Annotated in this window: 20 protein-coding genes, 5 tRNA genes and 1 pseudogene; 19 read left to right on the top strand and 7 right to left on the bottom strand. The window is 70.6% G+C overall.

The genetic code is table 11. From position 1 onward, the window contains the following. Nucleotides 1-539 precede the first annotated feature (539 nt). From ACFY30_RS25930 to ACFY30_RS25970, 9 genes are all read left to right on the top strand, one after another. Entirely contained in the window at nt 540-725 is a 186-nt protein-coding gene (locus ACFY30_RS25930; RefSeq protein WP_390847641.1) for a hypothetical protein, read from the top strand. 178 nt (nt 726-903) lie between these two features. Further along, nucleotides 904-1,689 carry a fumarylacetoacetate hydrolase family protein gene (locus ACFY30_RS25935; RefSeq protein WP_390847531.1) on the top strand — a complete coding sequence of 262 codons (786 nt, stop codon included), beginning with the start codon at nt 904-906 and terminating at the stop codon, nt 1,687-1,689. Further along, on the top strand, nt 1,682-3,166 hold the full coding sequence (gltX, locus tag ACFY30_RS25940) for a glutamate--tRNA ligase (RefSeq protein ID WP_390847532.1): 1,485 nt from the start codon (nt 1,682-1,684) through the stop codon (nt 3,164-3,166). The genes ACFY30_RS25935 and gltX overlap by 8 nt, the downstream gene beginning before the upstream one ends. Before the next feature lie 96 nt (nt 3,167-3,262). Beyond that, entirely contained in the window at nt 3,263-3,994 is a 732-nt protein-coding gene (locus ACFY30_RS25945; protein WP_390661349.1) for an HAD family hydrolase, read from the top strand. Nucleotides 3,995-4,084: 90 nt separating this feature from the next. Beyond that, nucleotides 4,085-4,156 (top strand) — tRNA-Gln (locus tag ACFY30_RS25950). Nucleotides 4,157-4,177: 21 nt separating this feature from the next. Further along, nucleotides 4,178-4,250: transfer RNA gene (locus ACFY30_RS25955), tRNA-Glu, on the top strand. Between the two features lie 29 nt (nt 4,251-4,279). After that, nucleotides 4,280-4,352 (top strand) — tRNA-Glu (locus ACFY30_RS25960). Between the two features lie 20 nt (nt 4,353-4,372). Next, nucleotides 4,373-4,444 (top strand) — tRNA-Gln (locus ACFY30_RS25965). Between the two features lie 28 nt (nt 4,445-4,472). After that, nucleotides 4,473-4,545 (top strand) — tRNA-Glu (locus tag ACFY30_RS25970). A gap of 50 nt (nt 4,546-4,595) precedes the next feature. Here the strand turns inward: ACFY30_RS25970 and ACFY30_RS25975 are convergent. Next, the gene (locus tag ACFY30_RS25975; RefSeq protein ID WP_390847533.1) at nt 4,596-5,240 is read right to left on the bottom strand and encodes a MerR family transcriptional regulator; all 645 of its coding nucleotides are present in this window, start codon (nt 5,238-5,240) and stop codon (nt 4,596-4,598) included. A 38-nt stretch (nt 5,241-5,278) separates the two neighbouring features. On the opposite strand from ACFY30_RS25975, the gene ACFY30_RS25980 reads away from it, so the two are divergent. Further along, nucleotides 5,279-5,788: a DUF4188 domain-containing protein gene (locus ACFY30_RS25980; protein ID WP_390847534.1), complete on the top strand. Its 510-nt coding sequence runs from the start codon at nt 5,279-5,281 to the stop codon at nt 5,786-5,788. Between the two features lie 89 nt (nt 5,789-5,877). Here ACFY30_RS25980 and ndgR read toward each other — a convergent pair whose 3' ends face one another. After that, nucleotides 5,878-6,594: an IclR family transcriptional regulator NdgR gene (gene ndgR / locus ACFY30_RS25985; protein WP_015036427.1), complete on the bottom strand. Its 717-nt coding sequence runs from the start codon at nt 6,592-6,594 to the stop codon at nt 5,878-5,880. 189 nt (nt 6,595-6,783) lie between these two features. Here ndgR and leuC point away from each other — a divergent pair, with 189 nt between their 5' ends. The 4 genes from leuC (at nt 6,784) to ACFY30_RS26005 (ending at nt 10,092) form a co-directional block, all read left to right on the top strand. Beyond that, on the top strand, nt 6,784-8,211 hold the full coding sequence (gene leuC, locus ACFY30_RS25990; protein ID WP_390847535.1) for a 3-isopropylmalate dehydratase large subunit: 1,428 nt from the start codon (nt 6,784-6,786) through the stop codon (nt 8,209-8,211). A 6-nt stretch (nt 8,212-8,217) separates the two neighbouring features. Next, a complete protein-coding gene (leuD, locus tag ACFY30_RS25995) occupies nt 8,218-8,811 on the top strand; it encodes a 3-isopropylmalate dehydratase small subunit (protein WP_390847536.1) in 594 nt (197 codons plus the stop codon). A gap of 265 nt (nt 8,812-9,076) precedes the next feature. Beyond that, complete coding sequence (locus ACFY30_RS26000) at nt 9,077-9,307, top strand: hypothetical protein (protein WP_390661344.1); 231 nt, start codon at nt 9,077-9,079, stop codon at nt 9,305-9,307. A 137-nt stretch (nt 9,308-9,444) separates the two neighbouring features. After that, nucleotides 9,445-10,092 (top strand): HU family DNA-binding protein, encoded by a 648-nt coding sequence (locus ACFY30_RS26005; RefSeq protein ID WP_390661343.1) that lies wholly within the window; start codon nt 9,445-9,447, stop codon nt 10,090-10,092. A 118-nt stretch (nt 10,093-10,210) separates the two neighbouring features. Here ACFY30_RS26005 and ACFY30_RS26010 read toward each other — a convergent pair whose 3' ends face one another. Beyond that, nucleotides 10,211-10,414 carry a hypothetical protein gene (locus ACFY30_RS26010; RefSeq protein ID WP_390847537.1) on the bottom strand — a complete coding sequence of 68 codons (204 nt, stop codon included), beginning with the start codon at nt 10,412-10,414 and terminating at the stop codon, nt 10,211-10,213. A 10-nt stretch (nt 10,415-10,424) separates the two neighbouring features. Next, nucleotides 10,425-11,105, bottom strand: coding sequence for a 2-phospho-L-lactate guanylyltransferase (gene cofC, locus ACFY30_RS26015; protein ID WP_390847538.1), 681 nt, complete (start codon nt 11,103-11,105; stop codon nt 10,425-10,427). A 161-nt stretch (nt 11,106-11,266) separates the two neighbouring features. Here cofC and ACFY30_RS26020 point away from each other — a divergent pair, with 161 nt between their 5' ends. The 3 genes from ACFY30_RS26020 to ACFY30_RS26030 are packed head-to-tail and all read left to right on the top strand — an operon-like array spanning nt 11,267 to nt 14,267. After that, nucleotides 11,267-12,043 (top strand): lysophospholipid acyltransferase family protein, encoded by a 777-nt coding sequence (locus tag ACFY30_RS26020; RefSeq protein ID WP_390847539.1) that lies wholly within the window; start codon nt 11,267-11,269, stop codon nt 12,041-12,043. Further along, the gene (locus tag ACFY30_RS26025; RefSeq protein WP_390661339.1) at nt 12,040-13,050 is read left to right on the top strand and encodes an NAD(P)H-dependent glycerol-3-phosphate dehydrogenase; all 1,011 of its coding nucleotides are present in this window, start codon (nt 12,040-12,042) and stop codon (nt 13,048-13,050) included. Before ACFY30_RS26020 ends, ACFY30_RS26025 begins: the two co-directional genes overlap by 4 nt. A 59-nt stretch (nt 13,051-13,109) precedes the next feature. Beyond that, nucleotides 13,110-14,267, top strand: a complete 1,158-nt coding sequence (locus tag ACFY30_RS26030) for a D-alanine--D-alanine ligase family protein (RefSeq protein WP_390847540.1) — start codon at nt 13,110-13,112, stop codon at nt 14,265-14,267. A gap of 3 nt (nt 14,268-14,270) precedes the next feature. Here ACFY30_RS26030 and ACFY30_RS26035 read toward each other — a convergent pair whose 3' ends face one another. Together ACFY30_RS26035 and ACFY30_RS26040 are read right to left on the bottom strand one after the other, a co-directional pair. Then, a complete protein-coding gene (locus ACFY30_RS26035; protein WP_390847541.1) occupies nt 14,271-14,753 on the bottom strand; it encodes a DUF3515 domain-containing protein in 483 nt (160 codons plus the stop codon). A gap of 20 nt (nt 14,754-14,773) precedes the next feature. After that, nucleotides 14,774-15,007: an Lrp/AsnC family transcriptional regulator gene (locus ACFY30_RS26040; RefSeq protein ID WP_079659261.1), complete on the bottom strand. Its 234-nt coding sequence runs from the start codon at nt 15,005-15,007 to the stop codon at nt 14,774-14,776. Between the two features lie 242 nt (nt 15,008-15,249). On the opposite strand from ACFY30_RS26040, the gene ACFY30_RS26045 reads away from it, so the two are divergent. Together ACFY30_RS26045 and thiD are read left to right on the top strand one after the other, a co-directional pair. Next, a complete protein-coding gene (locus ACFY30_RS26045) occupies nt 15,250-16,215 on the top strand; it encodes a thiamine-phosphate kinase (RefSeq protein WP_390661336.1) in 966 nt (321 codons plus the stop codon). Further along, a complete protein-coding gene (thiD, locus tag ACFY30_RS26050; protein ID WP_390847542.1) occupies nt 16,212-17,021 on the top strand; it encodes a bifunctional hydroxymethylpyrimidine kinase/phosphomethylpyrimidine kinase in 810 nt (269 codons plus the stop codon). Before ACFY30_RS26045 ends, thiD begins: the two co-directional genes overlap by 4 nt. Here the strand turns inward: thiD and ACFY30_RS26055 are convergent. Then, nucleotides 16,987-17,680 (bottom strand): annotated as a pseudogene (locus ACFY30_RS26055) (FAD-dependent oxidoreductase); the annotation flags it as partial. The gene thiD and the pseudogene ACFY30_RS26055 overlap by 35 nt on opposite strands. Nucleotides 17,681-17,901 lie beyond the last annotated feature (221 nt).

The raw sequence follows: 17,901 nt of genomic DNA on the forward strand, positions 1-17,901 counted from the left end.
TCCGGGTGAACGGAAGGACGGTGTCGGCGTGTTGGGGGACGCCCTGAATTACGTCCCTCGAATGGTCGTGAGTGACCGGCGCTGGCTCCCCCTTCCCGCCGCCACTACGGCGCTGATGCGCCCCGGTGCGCCGGCTCGATCCAGCGGCGGTCCGTGAGATTCCAGCACAGTGCCGGATCTCCAACAAGGTGTGTTGGCCGGGCTGTGACATGCGTGACAGCTTGTGAGGGGCGCGTCACGGGATGTAGAAAAGGTTCCCGCATAAAGCAGGCATAAGGGTGCGAAGCACCGAAGGGCGGTGCGTGTCCCAGTCGCCATGATCAGGAGCGGAATGAGTGCTTCAGGTGCCGAATGTCCCTTTCGCGGTAGTCGGCCGCCAGTCTGAATTGACCGCTTTGGGTGGCGATTCGTGAGCAAACTCACATGCTGATCATGCGACCTTCACGCCTTCCCCGGGAATCGCGTGTTTAGCCTGACGCTTTACAGGGATGGCATATCCGACAAGCCGGCAGCACGAGCAGACAGGGCCCCGTACAACAGTGAAGACGACGACGATGTTCCACAAGATCGCCAACCCGCGGCGCACGACGCTGGCGCACCTCCAGGACGCCGACGAACTGCAGCTCCCGGAGCCGGAGCACGCCCTCGACCTCCCCGCCCAGACTGCCAATCCCAAGCGCACCGTCCTCATGGAGGCCCCGGTCGCGGCCTCCGTCGCGGAGTAGATCCCCCGAGGGGATCCACGAGATCTTCACCGATCTCGCGGAGCAGTACGGGTACGGGCCGCCGAATGCTCAAGGCGCCCGCCCACGGATGTCAAGGGCGTCCCCGGCCGGGGGCGCCCTTCCGCGTTAGCCTGGAGCGTCACACTCCAGCCAGCTCAGTCAAGGGGCCAACCAACCCGTGCGCATCGCCAGGTTCTCCATCGACGGCAACGTCGCCTTCGGCGCGGTCGAGGGCGACAAGCCGGACGAGCTCGTCCTCGACATCATCAAGGGCATCCCGTTCGCGGAACACGAGCTCTCCGGCACGAAGGTGCCGCTGAGCAAGGTCCGGCTGCTTCCGCCCGTGCTGCCCAACAAGGTCGTGGCCTTCGGCCGCAACTACGCCGAGCACGCCAGGGAACTGGGCAACGAGGTGCCGGACGCCCCGTTCGCCTTCTTCAAGCCGTCCACCTCGGTGATCGGCCCCGGCGACGACATCCAGTACCCCCCGTTCTCCGAGGAACTGCACCACGAGGCGGAGCTCGCCGTCGTCATCGGCCGGATGTGCCGCGAGGTCCCGCGGGAGCGCGTGGCGGACGTGATCTTCGGCTACACCTGCGCCAACGACGTCACCGCACGGGACGTCCAGCGGCGCGAGAAGCAGTGGGCGCGGGCCAAGGGCTTCGACACCTCCTGCCCGCTCGGCCCCTGGGTGGAGACGGACATGGACCTCGCCACCGCGTCCGACCTCACGATCCAGCTCACGGTCGACGGCCAGCAGCGCCAGCTCGGCCGCACCAGCGAGATGATCCACTCGATCGAGGATCTGATCGTCAACATCACCGAGGCCATGACGCTGCTCCCCGGCGACGTGATCCTCACGGGCACCCCGGCAGGGGTCGGCCCCCTGGCTGTCGGCGACGAGGTCGCCGTCACCATCGAAGGCATCGGCACTCTCACCAACAAGGTTGTCAAGCGTGGCTAGCGCACCCGGCTCACCCGTCCGCGTACGTTTCTGTCCTTCCCCCACCGGTAACCCCCACGTGGGCCTGGTCCGCACCGCCCTGTTCAACTGGGCGTTCGCCAGGCACCACCAGGGCACGCTGGTCTTCCGCATCGAGGACACCGACGCGGCCCGCGACTCCGAGGAGTCGTACAACCAGCTGCTCGACTCCCTGCGCTGGCTGGGCTTCGACTGGGACGAGGGCCCCGAGATCGGCGGCCCGCACGCCCCCTACCGCCAGTCGCAGCGGATGGACCTCTACCGGGACGTCGCGCAGAAGCTCCTGGACGCCGGCCACGCCTACCACTGCTACTGCTCCCAGGAGGAGCTGGACACCCGCCGCGAGGCCGCCCGCGCCGCCGGCAAGCCGTCCGGCTACGACGGCCACTGCCGCGACCTGACCGAGGCGCAGGTCGAGGAGTACCGGGCCCAGGCCCGCACCCCGATCGTCCGCTTCCGGATGCCCGACGAGACGATCACCTTCACCGACCTGGTCCGCGGCGAGCTGACGTTCACCCCGGAGAACGTGCCGGACTACGGGATCGTACGAGCCAACGGGGCGCCCCTCTACACGCTCGTGAACCCGGTCGACGACGCGCTCATGGAGATCACGCACATCCTGCGCGGCGAGGACCTGCTCTCCTCCACCCCCCGCCAGATCGCCCTGTACAAGGCGCTGATCGAGCTGGGCGTCGCCCAGCGGATCCCCGCCTTCGGGCATCTGCCGTACGTGATGGGCGAGGGCAACAAGAAGCTGTCGAAGCGGGACCCCCAGTCCTCGCTCAACCTCTATCGCGAGCGCGGCTTCCTCCCCGAGGGCCTGCTCAACTACCTCTCCCTCCTTGGCTGGTCGCTCTCCGCCGACCAGGACATCTTCACCATGGACGAGATGGTCGCGGCCTTCGACATCACGGACGTCAACCCCAACCCGGCGCGCTTCGACCTGAAGAAGTGCGAGGCGATCAACGCCGACCACATCCGTCTGCTGGAGGTCAAGGACTTCACGGAGCGCTGCCGCCCGTGGCTGAGGGCCCCGTTCGCCCCCTGGGCGCCGGAGGACTTCGACGAGACGAAGTGGCAGGCGATCGCCCCGCACGCGCAGACCCGTCTCAAGGTCCTCTCGGAGATCACCGACAACGTCGACTTCCTCTTCCTCCCGGAGCCGGTCTTCGACGAGCCGAGCTGGACGAAGGCGATGAAGGAGGGCAGCGACGCCCTGCTGCGCACGGCCCGCGAGAAGCTGGAGTCCGCCGACTGGACCTCGGCGGAGTCCCTGAAGGAGGCCGTCCTGGCCGCCGGTGAGGCCCACGGCCTCAAGCTCGGCAAGGCCCAGGCGCCGGTCCGCGTCGCCGTCACCGGCCGCACGATCGGCCTTCCCCTCTTCGAGTCCCTGGAAGTCCTGGGCAGGGAGACGACGCTGGCCCGCATCGACGCGGCACTGGCGAGGCTCGCGGCCTGACGCGGGCGTGCGTGAGGGGCGGTACCCGGACCACCGGGTGCCGCCCCTTCGCCGTCGGCCCGGACAGCCCGGCCGGCTCCGGGTTACCGTCGGGTCATGAGCATTCACGCCGTGGTCTGGGACGTTGACGACACCCTCTTCGACTACACGACCGCGGACCGGGAGGGAATGCGGGCCCATCTCGTGGCCGAGGGGCTGATGGCCGGGTACGGGAGCCCCGAGGAGGCCCTCGGCCGGTGGCGGGAGGTCACCGATCGGCAGTGGGCACGGTTCTCGGCGGGGGAGGTCACCTTCGAGGGGCAGCGGCGGGACCGGGTGCGGGTGTTCCTGGGGGCCGAGCTGACCGACGCGGAGGCCGACGCCTGGTTCCAGCGGTACATCAGGCACTACGAGGCCGCCTGGGCGCTGTTCCCGGACGTCCTGCCCGTCCTGGACGCCCTCGCCGCCAGCCACCGGCACGCGGTGCTCTCCAACTCCAGCCTCACCGTCCAGGACCACAAGCTGCGCGTCCTCGGGGTGCACGACCGGTTCGAGACCATCCTGTGCGCGGCCGAGCTGGGCGTCTCCAAGCCGGAGGCCGCCGCCTTCCTCGCCGCCTGCGACGCCCTGGGACTGCCCCCGCACCAAGTGGCGTACGTCGGCGACCACCCGGAGATCGACGGGCGGGGCGCCGCCGACGCGGGCCTGCTCTCGGTGTGGATCGATCGCTACGGCGGTACGGCGGCCGTCGAGACCCCGGCCGGCCGGCACCGGATCGCCACCCTCGCCGAACTGCCCGCGATCCTCGGCCCGGATACCCGTTTTGGAGCGCAGTCCACCTTCGGGTAATGTTCTTCCTGCGCCGCCGGGAGCGGGCCGAAAGGCCGGAAACCGGAGGAGCGAACTAGAACAAGATCCCCTCCGGGGCTTGCGTTCCAGTGGCCTATGGTGTAATTGGCAGCACGACTGATTCTGGTTCAGTTAGTCTTGGTTCGAGTCCAGGTAGGCCAGCTCGCAGAGCTCATCTGCAAAGCCCCCGTTGTGTAGCGGCCTAGCACGCTGCCCTCTCAAGGCAGTAGCGCCGGTTCGAATCCGGTCGGGGGTACTGGTTCCGATCACCTCGGGACTGCTAGGGCCCCCGTTGTGTAGCGGCCTAGCACGCCGCCCTCTCAAGGCGGTAGCGCCGGTTCGAATCCGGTCGGGGGTACTGACTGGTCTAAACCACATTGGTCTATGGTGTAATTGGCAGCACGACTGATTCTGGTTCAGTTAGTCTTGGTTCGAGTCCAGGTAGACCAGCTCGGACCTGCGGAAACGCAGTGTCCACGCCCCCGTTGTGTAGCGGCCTAGCACGCCGCCCTCTCAAGGCGGTAGCGCCGGTTCGAATCCGGTCGGGGGTACGTCACGGAAGGCCCTCCGCTTCGGCGGGGGGCCTTCCGCGTGTCCGGGGTCACTCGAAGCCGTACCGCCGCGCCGACTCCTCCTCCTGCGCCAGCCGGTGCAGCGCCTGCAGCATCGGCTCGACGAGGATCGCCCCCAGCACCGCGGTCTCGATCCGCTCCGCCTCCGACTCCCGCGACTCCACGAAGTCCAGGTCTAGGACGGCGGCCCGGTGCATCAACCGGGCGTAGGACGCGAGCAGTTCGGCGTCCCAGTCGTAGCCGAGGCGGCGCAGCGCGGCGACCGCCACCACCAGCGAACGGTAGGCGGGGGAGATGGTGGTCAGCAGGCGGGCGTTGGCCCAGCCCAGCGTCCGCAGCAGTGCGTCGGCCTCCGCTTGCGCGGCCCGTACGTACTCGTCCTCCGCGTCCGGCTCCGGGACCTGGGGCAGCGCCCACAGGGCCGCGCCGAGCCGGATCGTACGGCCGAGGGAGTCGTCGTCGACGTGTCCGAGGACCTCGCGGACCGTCGCCACCGGGATCCGCCCCACCTGGATCATCGCCCGCACCAGCCGCAGCCGGCGCAGGTGCTCCTCGTCGTACTCGGCGGTCGTCGCGTTGATCTGGCGGCCGGGCGGCAACAGGCCTTCGCGCAGGTAGTACTTGATCGTCGCCGTGGGGATCCCGCTGCGCTCGCTCAGTTCGGCCAGTCGCACGTCTTGCGCCCTTCCTTGGTCAGCGGCACTATCCAAGCATGTCTGTAGCCACCCGTACCACCGCGGACGCACGGGGTGACGTGGTCGTCCTGCTCATCGGCATGCGAGTCAACCACTTCTGGGCCGTGCACCAGTGGGTGCCGGTGATGCTGGCGATGTTCCGGATGCTGGCCGAGCTGAAGAAGGATCCGGGCCGAGGGCTCCTCAGCCGGGTCCTGCTGACGGCCTCGCCGCGGACGTACTACGTCGTCCAGTACTGGGAGTCCAAGGAGAAGCTGTACGCGTACGCGAGCGCGCCCGACGCGTTCCACCACCGGGCGTGGGCCAGGCTCAACCGCATGGAGCGGGAGGGCAGGGTGCGCGGGCACGTGGGGATCTGGCACGAGGCGTACGTCGTGCCGGAGGGGTCGTACGAGGCGGTCTACGGGGACATGCCGGCGTTCGGGCTGGCCGCCGCGCATGGGCAGGTGCCGTTGGCGGAGCGGGGGCGGTACGCGAAGGACCGCTACGCGTACCGGTCCGCCCGGGCCGGCGAGAAGACCGGGTGACGGGGGGCTCCGGGGGGCCGGGGAGGGCCTGCCGCGGCGTTGGGGCCGGCCCTCCCCGGTGATGTCCGGGGTCTTCCGTCGGTATGCGCTCAGCCCGTGCGGCGCAGGGCCTCCGACAGGCGGGCCGCCGCGTCGATGACCGCCTGGGCGTGCATCCGGCCCGGGTGGCGCGTCAGCCGCTCGATGGGGCCGGAGACGGACACCGCGGCCACCACGCGGTTGGACGGGCCCCGCACGGGCGCGGAGACGGACGCGACGCCCGGCTCGCGCTCGCCGATGGACTGGGCCCAGCCGCGGCGCCGTACGCCCGACAGGGCCGTCGCCGTGAAGCGGGCGCCCTGCAGGCCGCGGTGCAGCCGCTCCGGTTCCTCCCAGGCCATGAGGATCTGGGCCGAGGAACCGGCCTTCATCGTGAGTGTGGAGCCGACCGGGACCGTGTCCCGAAGGCCGGACAGGCGCTCCGCCGCGGCGACGCAGATGCGCATGTCGCCCTGGCGACGGTAGAGCTGCGCGCTCTCGCCCGTCACGTCGCGGAGGTGGGTGAGCACCGGGCCGGCGGTCGCGAGAAGGCGGTCCTCGCCGGCTGCCGCCGCGAGCTCCGCGAGGCGGGGGCCGAGGATGAAACGGCCCTGCATGTCGCGCGCCACCATACGGTGGTGTTCCAGGGCCACGGCCAGTCGGTGGGCCGTGGGTCGTGCGAGTCCGGTGGCCGCGACCAGCCCCGCGAGGGTGGCCGGGCCGGACTCGAGGGCGCTCAGGACAAGGGCCGCCTTGTCCAGAACGCCCACGCCGCTACTGTTGTCCATGAAACGATATTCCCGTCTCACTCTGTGAAACGCAAGTTCATTTTTCCGTGAGACGCGCAACCCTTGGACGCATGGCGGCCCGGAGACCAGCGGGCCTGGCGGCGGGTGCCCGGGAACAGGGGCCGTGGGCGTCGCCTCCACAAGATCTCTAGTTGGGCCGGTGCGTCATTGCCGGCCGGAGGGAAAGCGATGGGTAGGACACTCGCGGAGAAGGTCTGGGACGACCACGTCGTCCGGCGCGCCGAGGGCGAGCCCGACCTCCTCTTCATCGATCTGCACCTGCTGCACGAGGTGACCAGCCCCCAGGCCTTCGACGGCCTGCGGCAGAACGGCCGCCCGGTGCGGCGTCTCGACCTCACCATCGCGACCGAGGACCACAACACCCCCACCCTCGACATCGACAAGCCGATCGCCGACCCGGTCTCCCGGGCCCAGCTGGAGACGCTGCGCAAGAACTGCGCCGAGTTCGGCGTCCGGCTGCACCCGCTCGGCGACGTCGAGCAGGGCGTCGTCCACGTCGTGGGCCCCCAGCTGGGTCTGACCCAGCCCGGCACCACCGTGGTCTGCGGCGACTCCCACACCTCCACGCACGGTGCCTTCGGCGCGCTGGCGTTCGGCATCGGCACCTCGCAGGTCGAGCACGTGCTGGCCACCCAGACGCTGCCGCTGGCCCGCCCCAAGACCATGGCCATCACGGTCGACGGCGAACTGCCCGAGGGCGTCACCGCCAAGGACCTGATCCTGGCGATCATCGCCAAGATCGGTACGGGCGGCGGCCAGGGCTACATCCTGGAGTACCGCGGCTCCGCCATCGAGAAGCTCTCGATGGAGGCCCGGATGACCATCTGCAACATGTCGATCGAGGCCGGCGCCCGCGCGGGCATGATCGCTCCCGACGAGACCACCTTCGCGTACCTCGAGGGCCGTCCGCACGCCCCCGAGGGCGAGGACTGGGACGCCGCCGTCGCGTACTGGAAGACCCTGAAGACGGACGAGGACGCGGTCTTCGACGCCGAGGTCCGCATCGACGCCGCCGCGCTCTCGCCGTTCGTCACCTGGGGCACCAACCCCGGCCAGGGCGCGCCGCTTTCGGCGGACGTCCCCGACCCGGCTTCGTACGAAGACGCTTCGGAGCGCTTCGCCGCCGAAAAGGCCCTGGAGTACATGGGGTTGGAGGCCGGACAGCCGCTGCGCTCCATCAAGGTGGACACCGTCTTCGTAGGCTCCTGCACCAACGGCCGCATCGAGGACCTGCGCGCCGCCGCGGACATCCTCCGGAGCCGCAAAGTCGCCGACGGCGTACGGATGCTGGTCGTGCCGGGCTCCGCGCGGGTCGGTCTGCAGGCCGTCTCCGAGGGCCTCGACGTGGTCTTCAAGGAGGCCGGCGCCGAATGGCGGCACGCGGGCTGCTCGATGTGCCTGGGCATGAACCCCGACCAGCTGGCCCCCGGTGAGCGCTCCGCCTCCACCTCCAACCGCAACTTCGAGGGCCGGCAGGGCAAGGGCGGTCGTACGCACCTGGTGTCGCCGCAGGTCGCGGCCGCCACGGCCGTCCTCGGTCACCTGGCCTCCCCGGCCGACCTGTCCGCCGACACCCCCGCGCCCGCTGGAGTCTGATCAGTCATGGAAGCATTCACCACGCACACCGGCCGGGCCGTCCCGCTGCGCCGCTCCAACGTCGACACCGACCAGATCATCCCTGCTCACTGGCTCAAGAAGGTCACGCGGGACGGGTTCGAGGACGGTCTGTTCGAGGCCTGGCGCAAGGACGGGACGTTCATCCTCAACCGTCCCGAGCGGCAGGGTGCGACCGTCCTGGTCGCCGGCCCCGACTTCGGCACCGGCTCCTCCCGTGAGCACGCCGTCTGGGCGCTGCAGAACTACGGCTTCAAGGCCGTGATCTCCTCCCGCTTCGCCGACATCTTCCGCGGCAACTCGCTGAAGAACGGCCTGCTCACGGTGGTCCTGGAGCAGAAGATCGTGGACGCGCTGTGGGAGCTCACGGAGAAGGACCCCACCGCAGAGGTCACGGTGGACCTCGAGGCGCGTGAGGTGCGCGCCGAGGGCATCACCGCCTCCTTCGAGCTGGACGAGAACTCCCGCTGGCGGCTGCTGAACGGCCTGGACGACATCTCCATCACCCTCCAGAACGAGGCGGACATCGCCGCTTACGAGGCCAAGCGTCCGTCGTACAAGCCGAGGACGCTCCCGGTCTGAGCCGCGGCCCCGGCGCAAGTCGAGATTCGGCCAGCCCAACACCCCTCCTGTACCCCCGATCGGTCCGATCGGGGGTACAGGCGTGTCTGGGGTCCCGCGCGGCCGCGAAGCGTCGTCCGACCTCCCAACTTCCCACGTTAGGGCGGTGGTTGCCGGGGTACGCGCCCTGTGTGGACGTGGCCTCCGTCGGTGCCCGGACGGCCGTTTGAGGCGTCAGTTGCCCCCTGGGCGGGCGACAACTCGCCCCAGATGGCACAATCTGTGCATGGAACACGACGGCCAACTCGAGCTCTATACGGCGGTCGCGAACCAACTCAAGGAAGCGCACGCAGCCGTGCGCGCACTGCAAGTCCCGGAGGGCGTACGGATGGCGCTGACCCGGAAGCTGCTGGTCATTACGGCCGCGGCCAAGCACGATCTCGCCGATGCGACAAGGCGTCTGGAGGGGTTCATGAGGGACCTCGACGAAGGGCGAATGCCCGAAGAGGAGCGTTGATCGCCTCCAAAGCAGCCGAGTTCGTTGCGGCACAAGGGTGATTAGCCCGTTTCGTGTTTGATTTGCGGTATATATCTGCCTAACGTGCGAAAAAGCTTGAACACTTTCGTTCTGGCGATGTCTCCGAAGGGGAAGACGTGAACAAGGCGCAGCTCGTAGAAGCGATTGCCGACAAGCTCGGCGGCCGACAGCAGGCCGCCGACGCGGTCGACGCGGTCCTGGACGCCATCGTCCGCGCGACCGTCGCGGGGGACCGGGTCTCGGTCACCGGCTTCGGTTCGTTCGAGAAGGTCGACCGGCCGGCCCGCTACGCTCGCAACCCCCAGACGGGCGAGCGGGTTCGGGTCAAGAAGACGTCCGTGCCGCGCTTCCGCGCAGGCCAGGGCTTCAAGGACCTGGTGAGCGGCTCCAAGAAGCTGCCGCGCGGCGGCGAGGTCGCCGTCAAGAAGGCCCCCAAGGGCAGCCTGTCCGGAGGCGCCTCCGCGACGGTCAAGAAGGCCGCCGCGAAGAAGGCCACCACCAAGACCGCCGCCGCGAAGAAGGCCACCCCCGCGAAGAAGACGACGGCCGCCGCGAAGAAGACCACGGCCACCGCGAAGAAGACCACCGCGAAGAAGACGACCGCCAAGAAGACGACGGCGGCCGCCAAGAAGACCACCACCGCCAAGTCGGCCACGGCGAAGAAGACCACCCCGGCGAAGAAGGCGACGGCCAAGAAGGCCCCCGCCAAGAAGTCGACCGCGCGCAAGACCACCGCCAAGAAGGCCACGGCCCGCCAGTCGTAGGACGCCTACGGCGGCGAGGGCACTCACGCGCCGGGCCGGACTCCCTCTCGGAGTCCGGCCCGCGGCGTGTCCGGCCCGCTTCCCGGATTCCGGGTGCCCGGGTGCGCCGCCGTGCCGCTCAGAACGTGTGCAGGGTGACCAGAGTGATGCGCCGGGCGTCCCCTTCGCCCTCGGTCTCGATCCTCACCCGCTGCCCCGGCCGCAGCAGTCGCAGCCCGCCCGCGTCGAACGCGGGCGCGTCGAAGGGCACCGGAGTGCCGTCGTCCAGCAGCACCTGCCCGCTGTGCGTGTCGGGGTCGTACGTGTATGCGGTCGCCTGCATGAGGCGCAGCCTACTGCCCGGACCCGGGGGCCGCCGCCCTCCTGCGGCCCGGTTCGCCGGACAGGCCCAGCAGCCGCGCCGCCGCCGCGGCCGTCCGGGGCCCCACGCCCAGGGACAGCGCCGCCCGCAGATCCTCCCCGGTGTCCACGTCCTGGCGCACGGAATCGACCGCCGTCAGGATGAGTTCCGCGGCGCCCGAGGCGCGATGACGGGAGCGGGAATCCGGGCCGAATGCCGGGAGCAATTCACGGCCGGGGGAAACCGCGAGAAGTGTGGTGCCGATTGCCGCCGCGTCGGCGAGAAAAGCGCGGGGGAATTCCGCGGCCGCGTTCAGGACCCGGCTCAATTCCGGCGGGCGCAGGGCGGGCAGATCCGCGTTGAGTGCCGCCACCGCGGCGTCGGGACGCGTGCGGCGCACGGCGGCGGCGCCGTACGCCAGTGCCGCGTTCAGGCCCGCGCCGGGCCCGTCGGGGACGACGCGGGCGCCGAGCGCCGCCAGGGTGTGCCCGGCCAGCGTGTCGTCCGTGACGACCACCACATCCCCCACCGCGGCGCAGGCCAGCGCGGCCGCCACCGTGTCCTCGGCGAAGGCGAGGGCGAGGCCCGGGCGCAGACCGTCGGCGGCGGTGTCCGCGAGCCTGCTCTTGGCCAGCGCCAAGGGCTTCAGGGGTATGACCACGCTCCACTGCACCGGCGTACCGCCCCTCTCTTCTCGCGGCCATTGTCACCCGGCCCCTCCGCCGGCCGGGCGGGCGGGCGTACGGTGTTCTCGACAGACCGGCGGCCCGGGGCGACACTTGTGCGTCCCCAGCCCCGAAGGGAAGCCTGGGAACCCTAGAGGAAGGTGTCCGCGTGCCCCGCCGCAGAATCGGCTTCTGGTACCGCTTCGCAGCGGTCCTCTGCAAACCACCGCTGGTGGTTCTGATCAAGCGGGACTGGCGTGGAATGGAGCACATTCCGGCCGAGGGTGGATTCATCACCGCGGTGAACCACAATTCGCACGCCGATCCCTTCGCGTACGCGCACTTCCAGTACAACACCGGGCGAGTGCCGCGCTTCCTGGCGAAGAGCGCGCTGTTCAAGGACGGCTTCGTGGGCGCCGCGATGCGCGGCACCGGACAGATCCCCGTCTACCGCGAGTCCACGGACGCGCTCAGCGCCTTCCGGGCCGCGATCGACGCCGTGGAGCGGGGTGAGTGCGTCGCGTTCTACCCCGAGGGCACCCTCACCCGCGACCCGGACGGCTGGCCGATGACCGCCAAGACCGGTGCCGCGCGCGTCGCCCTGCAGACCAAGTGCCCGGTGATCCCGGTCGCCCAGTGGGGCGCCAACGAACTGCTGCCGCCGTACGCCAAGAAGCCCAGCCTCCTTCCGCGCAAGACCCACCGCGTGCTCGCGGGCCCGCCCGTCGACCTGACGCGTTTCTACGACAAGGAGATGACCCCGGAGCTCCTGAAGGAGGCGACCGAGGTCATCATGGCCGCCATCACCCGCCAGCTGGAGGAGATCCGCGGCGAGAAGGCGCCCGACACGCCCTACGACCCGCGCCGCGAGCGGATCGAGCAGCGGCGCCGGACCGAGGCGGAGACCGGTGTGCGGACCCGTCCCGAGGGGGAGAAGAGCAAGTGAGCAAGCCCGTCAAGGCGGCCGTCTTCAGTGCCGGTTCATGGGGGACGGCCTTCGGCATGGTGCTCGCCGACGCGGGGTGCGAGGTCACCCTGTGGGCGCGCCGCCCGGAGGTGGCCGAGGCGATCAACACCAGCCGCGCCAACCCCGACTACTTCCCCGGCATCGAGCTCCCGGAGAACCTGCGGGCCACGACGGACCCCGCCGAGGCCGCCGCCGGCGCCGACTACACGGTCCTGTCGGTGCCCTCCCAGACCCTGCGCGCCAACCTCGCCGAGTGGTCCCCCCTGCTCGCCCCGGACACCGTCCTCGTCTCCCTGATGAAGGGCGTCGAACTCGGTACGACCATGCGGATGAGCGAGGTGATCGAGGACGTCGCCAAGGTCGGCCGGGACCGCGTCGCCGTCGTCACCGGGCCCAACCTCGCCCGGGAGATCGCCTCCCGCATGCCGGCCGCCGCCGTGGTCGCCTGCACCGACGAGGGCGTCGCCCGGCGGCTCCAGGCCGCCTGCCACACGCCGTACTTCCGCCCGTACACCAACACCGACGTGGTGGGCTGCGAGCTGGGCGGCGCGGTGAAGAACGTCATCGGCCTGGCCGTCGGCATCGCGGACGGCATGGGTCTCGGTGACAACGCCAAGGGCTCCCTGATCACCCGCGGCCTCGCCGAGACCACCCGGCTGGGCCTCGCCATGGGCGCCGACCCGCTCACCTTCGCCGGACTCGCCGGCCTGGGCGACCTGGTGGCCACCTGCTCCTCGCCGCTGTCCCGCAACCACACCTTCGGCACCAACCTGGGCAAGGGCATGACCCTCCAGGAGACCATCGCCGTCACCCGGCAGACCGCCGAGGGCGTCAAGTCCTGCGAGTCCGTGGCGGATCTGGCCCGCCGGCACGGCGTCGACATGCCGATCACCGAGACGGTCGTGGACATCGTCCACGAGGGCAAGCCTCCGGTGGTCGCGCTCAAGGAGCTGATGTCGCGCAGCGCGAAGCCCGAACGACGCTGAGCGAACCCGGCGGGTGGCCGCTGACTCCCGCCCCGGCCACCGGGTACTCTCAAGCCGATATGAGCACCGAGAACCTCCCCCAGAGCCCCGAGCAGCCGTCGCGCAAGCCGCGTGTGGCCGTCGTGTCCGGTGGCCGCAGCTCCGAACACGGGATCTCCGTGGTCACCGCCGGCGCCGTCCTGAAGGCCATCGACCGGACCAAGTACGAGGTCCTGCCGATCGGCATCACCCGGGACGGGCGCTGGGCCCTCATCGCCGACGACCCGGAGCGCATGGCGATCACCGACCGCCGTACGCCCGACATCGACGCGCTCGCCGAGTCGCAGGAGGGCGGCGTGGTGCTTCCCGTCGACCCCGCGAACCGCGAAGTCGTCTACAGCGAGCCGGGATCGGTGCCCAAGGCGCTCGGCGAGGTCGACGTGGTCTTCCCCGTCCTGCACGGCCCCTACGGCGAGGACGGCACCCTGCAGGGCCTGCTGGAGCTCTCCGGTGTCCCCTACGTCGGCTCGGGAGTGCTCGCCTCGGCCGTCGGCCAGGACAAGGAGTACATGAAGCGGGTGTTCACCTCCTTCGGGCTCAAGGTCGGCCCGTATGTGGTGATCCGGCCGCGTGAGTGGCAGCAGGACGAGGCGGCCGCCCGCAAGAAGATCGTCGACTTCGCCGGCGAGCACGGCTGGCCGCTGTTCGTGAAGCCCGCGCGCGCGGGCTCGTCGATCGGCATCACCAAGGTCGACGACCTGTCCGGGCTCGACGAGGCGATCGAGGAGGCCAAGCGGCACGACCCGAAGATCCTGGTCGAGGCGGCCGTGCGGGGCCGTGAGATCGAGTGCGGCGTCCTGGAGTTCGAGGACGGCCCGCGGGCCTCCGTACCGGCCGAGATCCCGCCGCCGGACGCGCACGCGTACTACGACTTCGAGGCGAAGTACATCGACTCGACCCCGGGCATCGTCCCCGCGCCGCTCACCGAGGAGGAGACGGCCGAGGTCCGCAGGCTCGCCGTGGACGCCTTCGAGGCGGCCTCCTGCGAGGGCCTGGTCCGCGCGGACTTCTTCCTCACCGAGGACGGCGAGTTCGTCATCAACGAGATCAACACGATGCCCGGCTTCACGCCGATCTCGATGTACCCGGCGATGTGGCAGGCGAGCGGCATCAGCTACGAGGAGCTGGTGGACAGGCTGATCCAGGCGGCACTGAGCAGGTCCACGGGACTGCGGTAGACGTCAGTCGGCGATCCCCTCGGGGATCGCCTTCCTGACGGCGGGGGCGAGGTCCACGAGGGGGGCCATTCCGTTCCCCGTACGGGCCTCGGGGATGGTGACCTCGACGTACGCCCTGCGCAGCGTGCTGGTGAAGCGGAATGATCCGTTCTCCTGCTCCTCCAGCAGCCAGCCCACCCCGTTCACCTCGACCCCGTCAGCCTCCGCGTCACTCATCTTCGCGGGCCGCTCCACACCGCAGCGCAGTATGATCGCCGGGTTCCCCCAGCCCGAGGTCAGCGCGGAGGCGGGCTCGGGATCCCGGCGGTCTTGGCCGTCCACCTTCGACGGCAGCGCCTCGTCCAGGTTCCCGCACAGTTTCGCGACCTCGGTCGCGGGACGGGGAACCGCCGCGGACGCGCTGTCGTCTGCGGAGGAGCAGCCCGCGGCGGCACACAGCAGGGCGAGGGCGGGCAGACCACTGAGCCGGTGACGGAAAAGGTTCACCGGCCAAGGGTAGACGGGGGCTACAGATGCACGACCGGGCAGGTCAGGGTACGGGTGATCCCGTCCACCTGCTGGACCTTGGCGACCACCATCCGGCCGAGGTCGTCCACCGTGTCGGCCTGGGCCCGCACGATCACGTCGTACGGTCCCGTCACGTCCTCGGCCTGGACCACGCCAGGAATCTTGCTGATCTCCTCGGCGACGGTCGACGCTTTGCCGACCTCCGTCTGGATCAGGATGTACGCCTGTACCACGGAACCTCCAGGGCGGCCACGAGGATCATGTGGGGAAAAGGAACGCCACGGTATCGCGTCGCCGCGCGCCGCGGGGAGACCTGCGGGGAGCGCGGCCCCCGTGCCGGGGTGCAGGGATGGCAGAGGTTGACGGTCACGTCGGCCGTCCGGGTCGGGTGGGCCGTGTCGGCCCCTTCGACCGTATCGAGGACACTGGTGCTGCGCGACCGGGCACGGACAGGCACAGAAGGGGCGAAAGGGCAATGAAGGGCACTGTTGGTGAGCTCGGGGAGTTCGGGCTCATCAGGGAGCTCACCTCCCGTCTCACCACCACCTCGGCGGTGCGGGTCGGCCCCGGCGACGACGCCGCGGTGGTGGCCGCGCCCGACCGCCGGGTCGTGGCCAGCACCGACATCCTGCTCGAGGGCCGGCACTTCCGCCGCGACTGGTCCACCGCCTACGACGTCGGCCGCAAGGCCGCCGCCCAGAACCTCGCCGACATCGCCGCCATGGGCGCGGTGCCGACCGCCCTGCTGCTCGGTCTCGTCGTGCCCGCCGAACTACCGGTGACCTGGGCGAGCGAGCTGATGGACGGACTGCGCGACGAGTGCCAGGTCGCCGGTGCCTCCGTGGTCGGCGGCGACGTCGTACGCGGCGACACGATCATGGTGTCGATCACCGCGCTCGGCGATCTGCGCAACCAGGAGCCGATCACCCGGGGCGGCGCCCAGCCCGGCGACCTCGTCGCCGTGACCGGCTGGCTGGGCTGGTCCGCCGCCGGGTACGCGGTCCTCTCCCGGGGCTTCCGTTCCCCCCGCGCCTTCGTCGAGGCCCACCGCCGCCCCGAGCCGCCGTACCACGCGGGCCCGGCCGCCGCCGCGCTGGGCGCCACCGCGATGTGCGACGTCAGCGACGGGCTCATCGCCGACCTCGGGCACATCGCCGAGGCCAGCAAGGTCCGTATCGACATCCGCTCGGGCGCCATAGACATCCCCACCCAGATGAACGACATCGGGCAGGCCGTCGGCGTCGACCCCATCCAGTGGGTGCTGACCGGGGGAGAGGACCACGCGATCGTGGCCACGTTCCCGCCCGACGTGAAGCTGCCCGCGCGCTGGAAGGTGATCGGCGAGGTCCTCAACCCGTCCGCGCTGCCCCAGGTGACCGTCGACGGGGCGCCCTGGACCCGGCAGGGCGGCTGGGACCACTTCGGGGACATGGAGTCGTGAAGCCCGCCGTGCTGACGGTCGCCGGCTCCGACTCCGGCGGGGGCGCGGGCATCCAGGCCGACCTGAAGACGATGCTGGCGCTCGGGGTGCACGGCATGAGCGTCGTCACGGCGGTCACCGCACAGAACTCCCTCGGCGTGCAGGGGGTTTGGGAACTGCCGGCGGAGGCGGTGCGGGCCCAGTACCGCAGTGTCGTGGACGACGTCGGCGTACGGGCCGTGAAGACCGGCATGCTCTCCTCCGCCGTACTCGTCGACACCGTGGCCGAGTTGATCGCCGGCACGGACGCCCCGGCCGTCGTGGACCCGGTGGGCGTCTCCAAGCACGGGGACCCGCTGCTGGCCGCCTCCGCGCTCGACTCCGTCCGCACCGGACTGCTCCCGGCCGCGACCGTCGCCACCCCGAATCTTGACGAGGTCGCCCAACTCACCGGCGTACAGGTCGAGTCGGAGGACCAGTTGCGGGACGCGGCGGCGGCCGTCCTGGCGTACGGACCACGGTGGGTGCTCATCAAGGGCGGCCATCTCCCCGGTGACGCCGTCGACTTGCTGACGGACGGGACCGAGGAGCACTGGCTGCGCGCGCCGCGGCACGACAACCGGCACACGCACGGCACGGGCTGCACCCTCGCGTCCGCGATCGCGTCGCAGCTCGCGCACGGGCGGTCCGTGCCGGACGCGGTGAAGGCGGCCAAGCGGTACGTCACCGGGGCGATCGCCGCCGGCTTCGCGCTCGGGGGCGGGATCGGCCCCGTGGACCACGGCTGGGACCTCAGCCCCGGGCGGGCGGGTAGGCCCTCAGCCTGATGTCGGTCGCGGCCTTCTCGGTGAGCTTCCTGAAGAAGCCCGCCAGCAGGCGCGAACCGAGCAGCCGGTACATCCGGTCCCGGCTGCGGATGCGGCGCTCGGTCGCCGGGGCGAAGAACGGACCCGCGTTGCCGGAGATCTTCTGACAGCCCTGGGCGAAGGACCGGATCCGGGTCTCGTACTCGGCGAACGCGGTCCGGTGGTCGCCGCCCGCCAGCGCCAGTTCCCCGGCGAGGACGTACGCGCCGACGACCGCCACGCCCGTCCCCATGCCGCCCATGGTCGGCCCCGTACCCGGCGTCCCCGAGCAGCGCCACCCGGCCCTTGGTGAGCCGGTCGACGTGGATCTGCGCGATCGCGTCGAAGTACAGGTCGTCGGTCTCCTCGAGGGCCTCGAGGACGTGCGGCGTCTCCCAGCCCATCCCCGCGAAACGCTCCCTGAGGATCCGCTTCTGCGCGGCGATGTCGTGGCGGTCGTACGACAGCCGCTCGGACCGGAAGACCAGCATCGCCCCCGCGCGGTCCGGGTCGCCGTCGTAGTTGCCGACGGCCACCGCGCGGCCGGGCTCGCTGTAGATCCGGCCGGTGCGGTCCAGGCCCAGACGGTTGGGGACCGCGAAGCCGGCCACGTAGTGGTCGAGGAAGCGCGGGTAGCGGGACCCGAGGTCGAGCAGCGCGTGCCGCCAGGCCCCGTCCCCGAGCTGCACCCGCACATGGTCGTCGAGGGACGTCGACAGCGGCCCCCCGGTCAGCGACCACAGCACCATCGTGAACGGCAGCCTCAACGGCCCCGCCAGCGACGTCATCACGGCCGCCACGCGCGTGACGCGTCCGGCCTCCGCGGGGTCGTCGCCCCGTCCGGTGACGGTGTTCATCAGGC

The organism is Streptomyces sp. NPDC000345, from assembly GCF_042898825.1.
Lineage (GTDB): Bacteria > Actinomycetota > Actinomycetes > Streptomycetales > Streptomycetaceae > Streptomyces.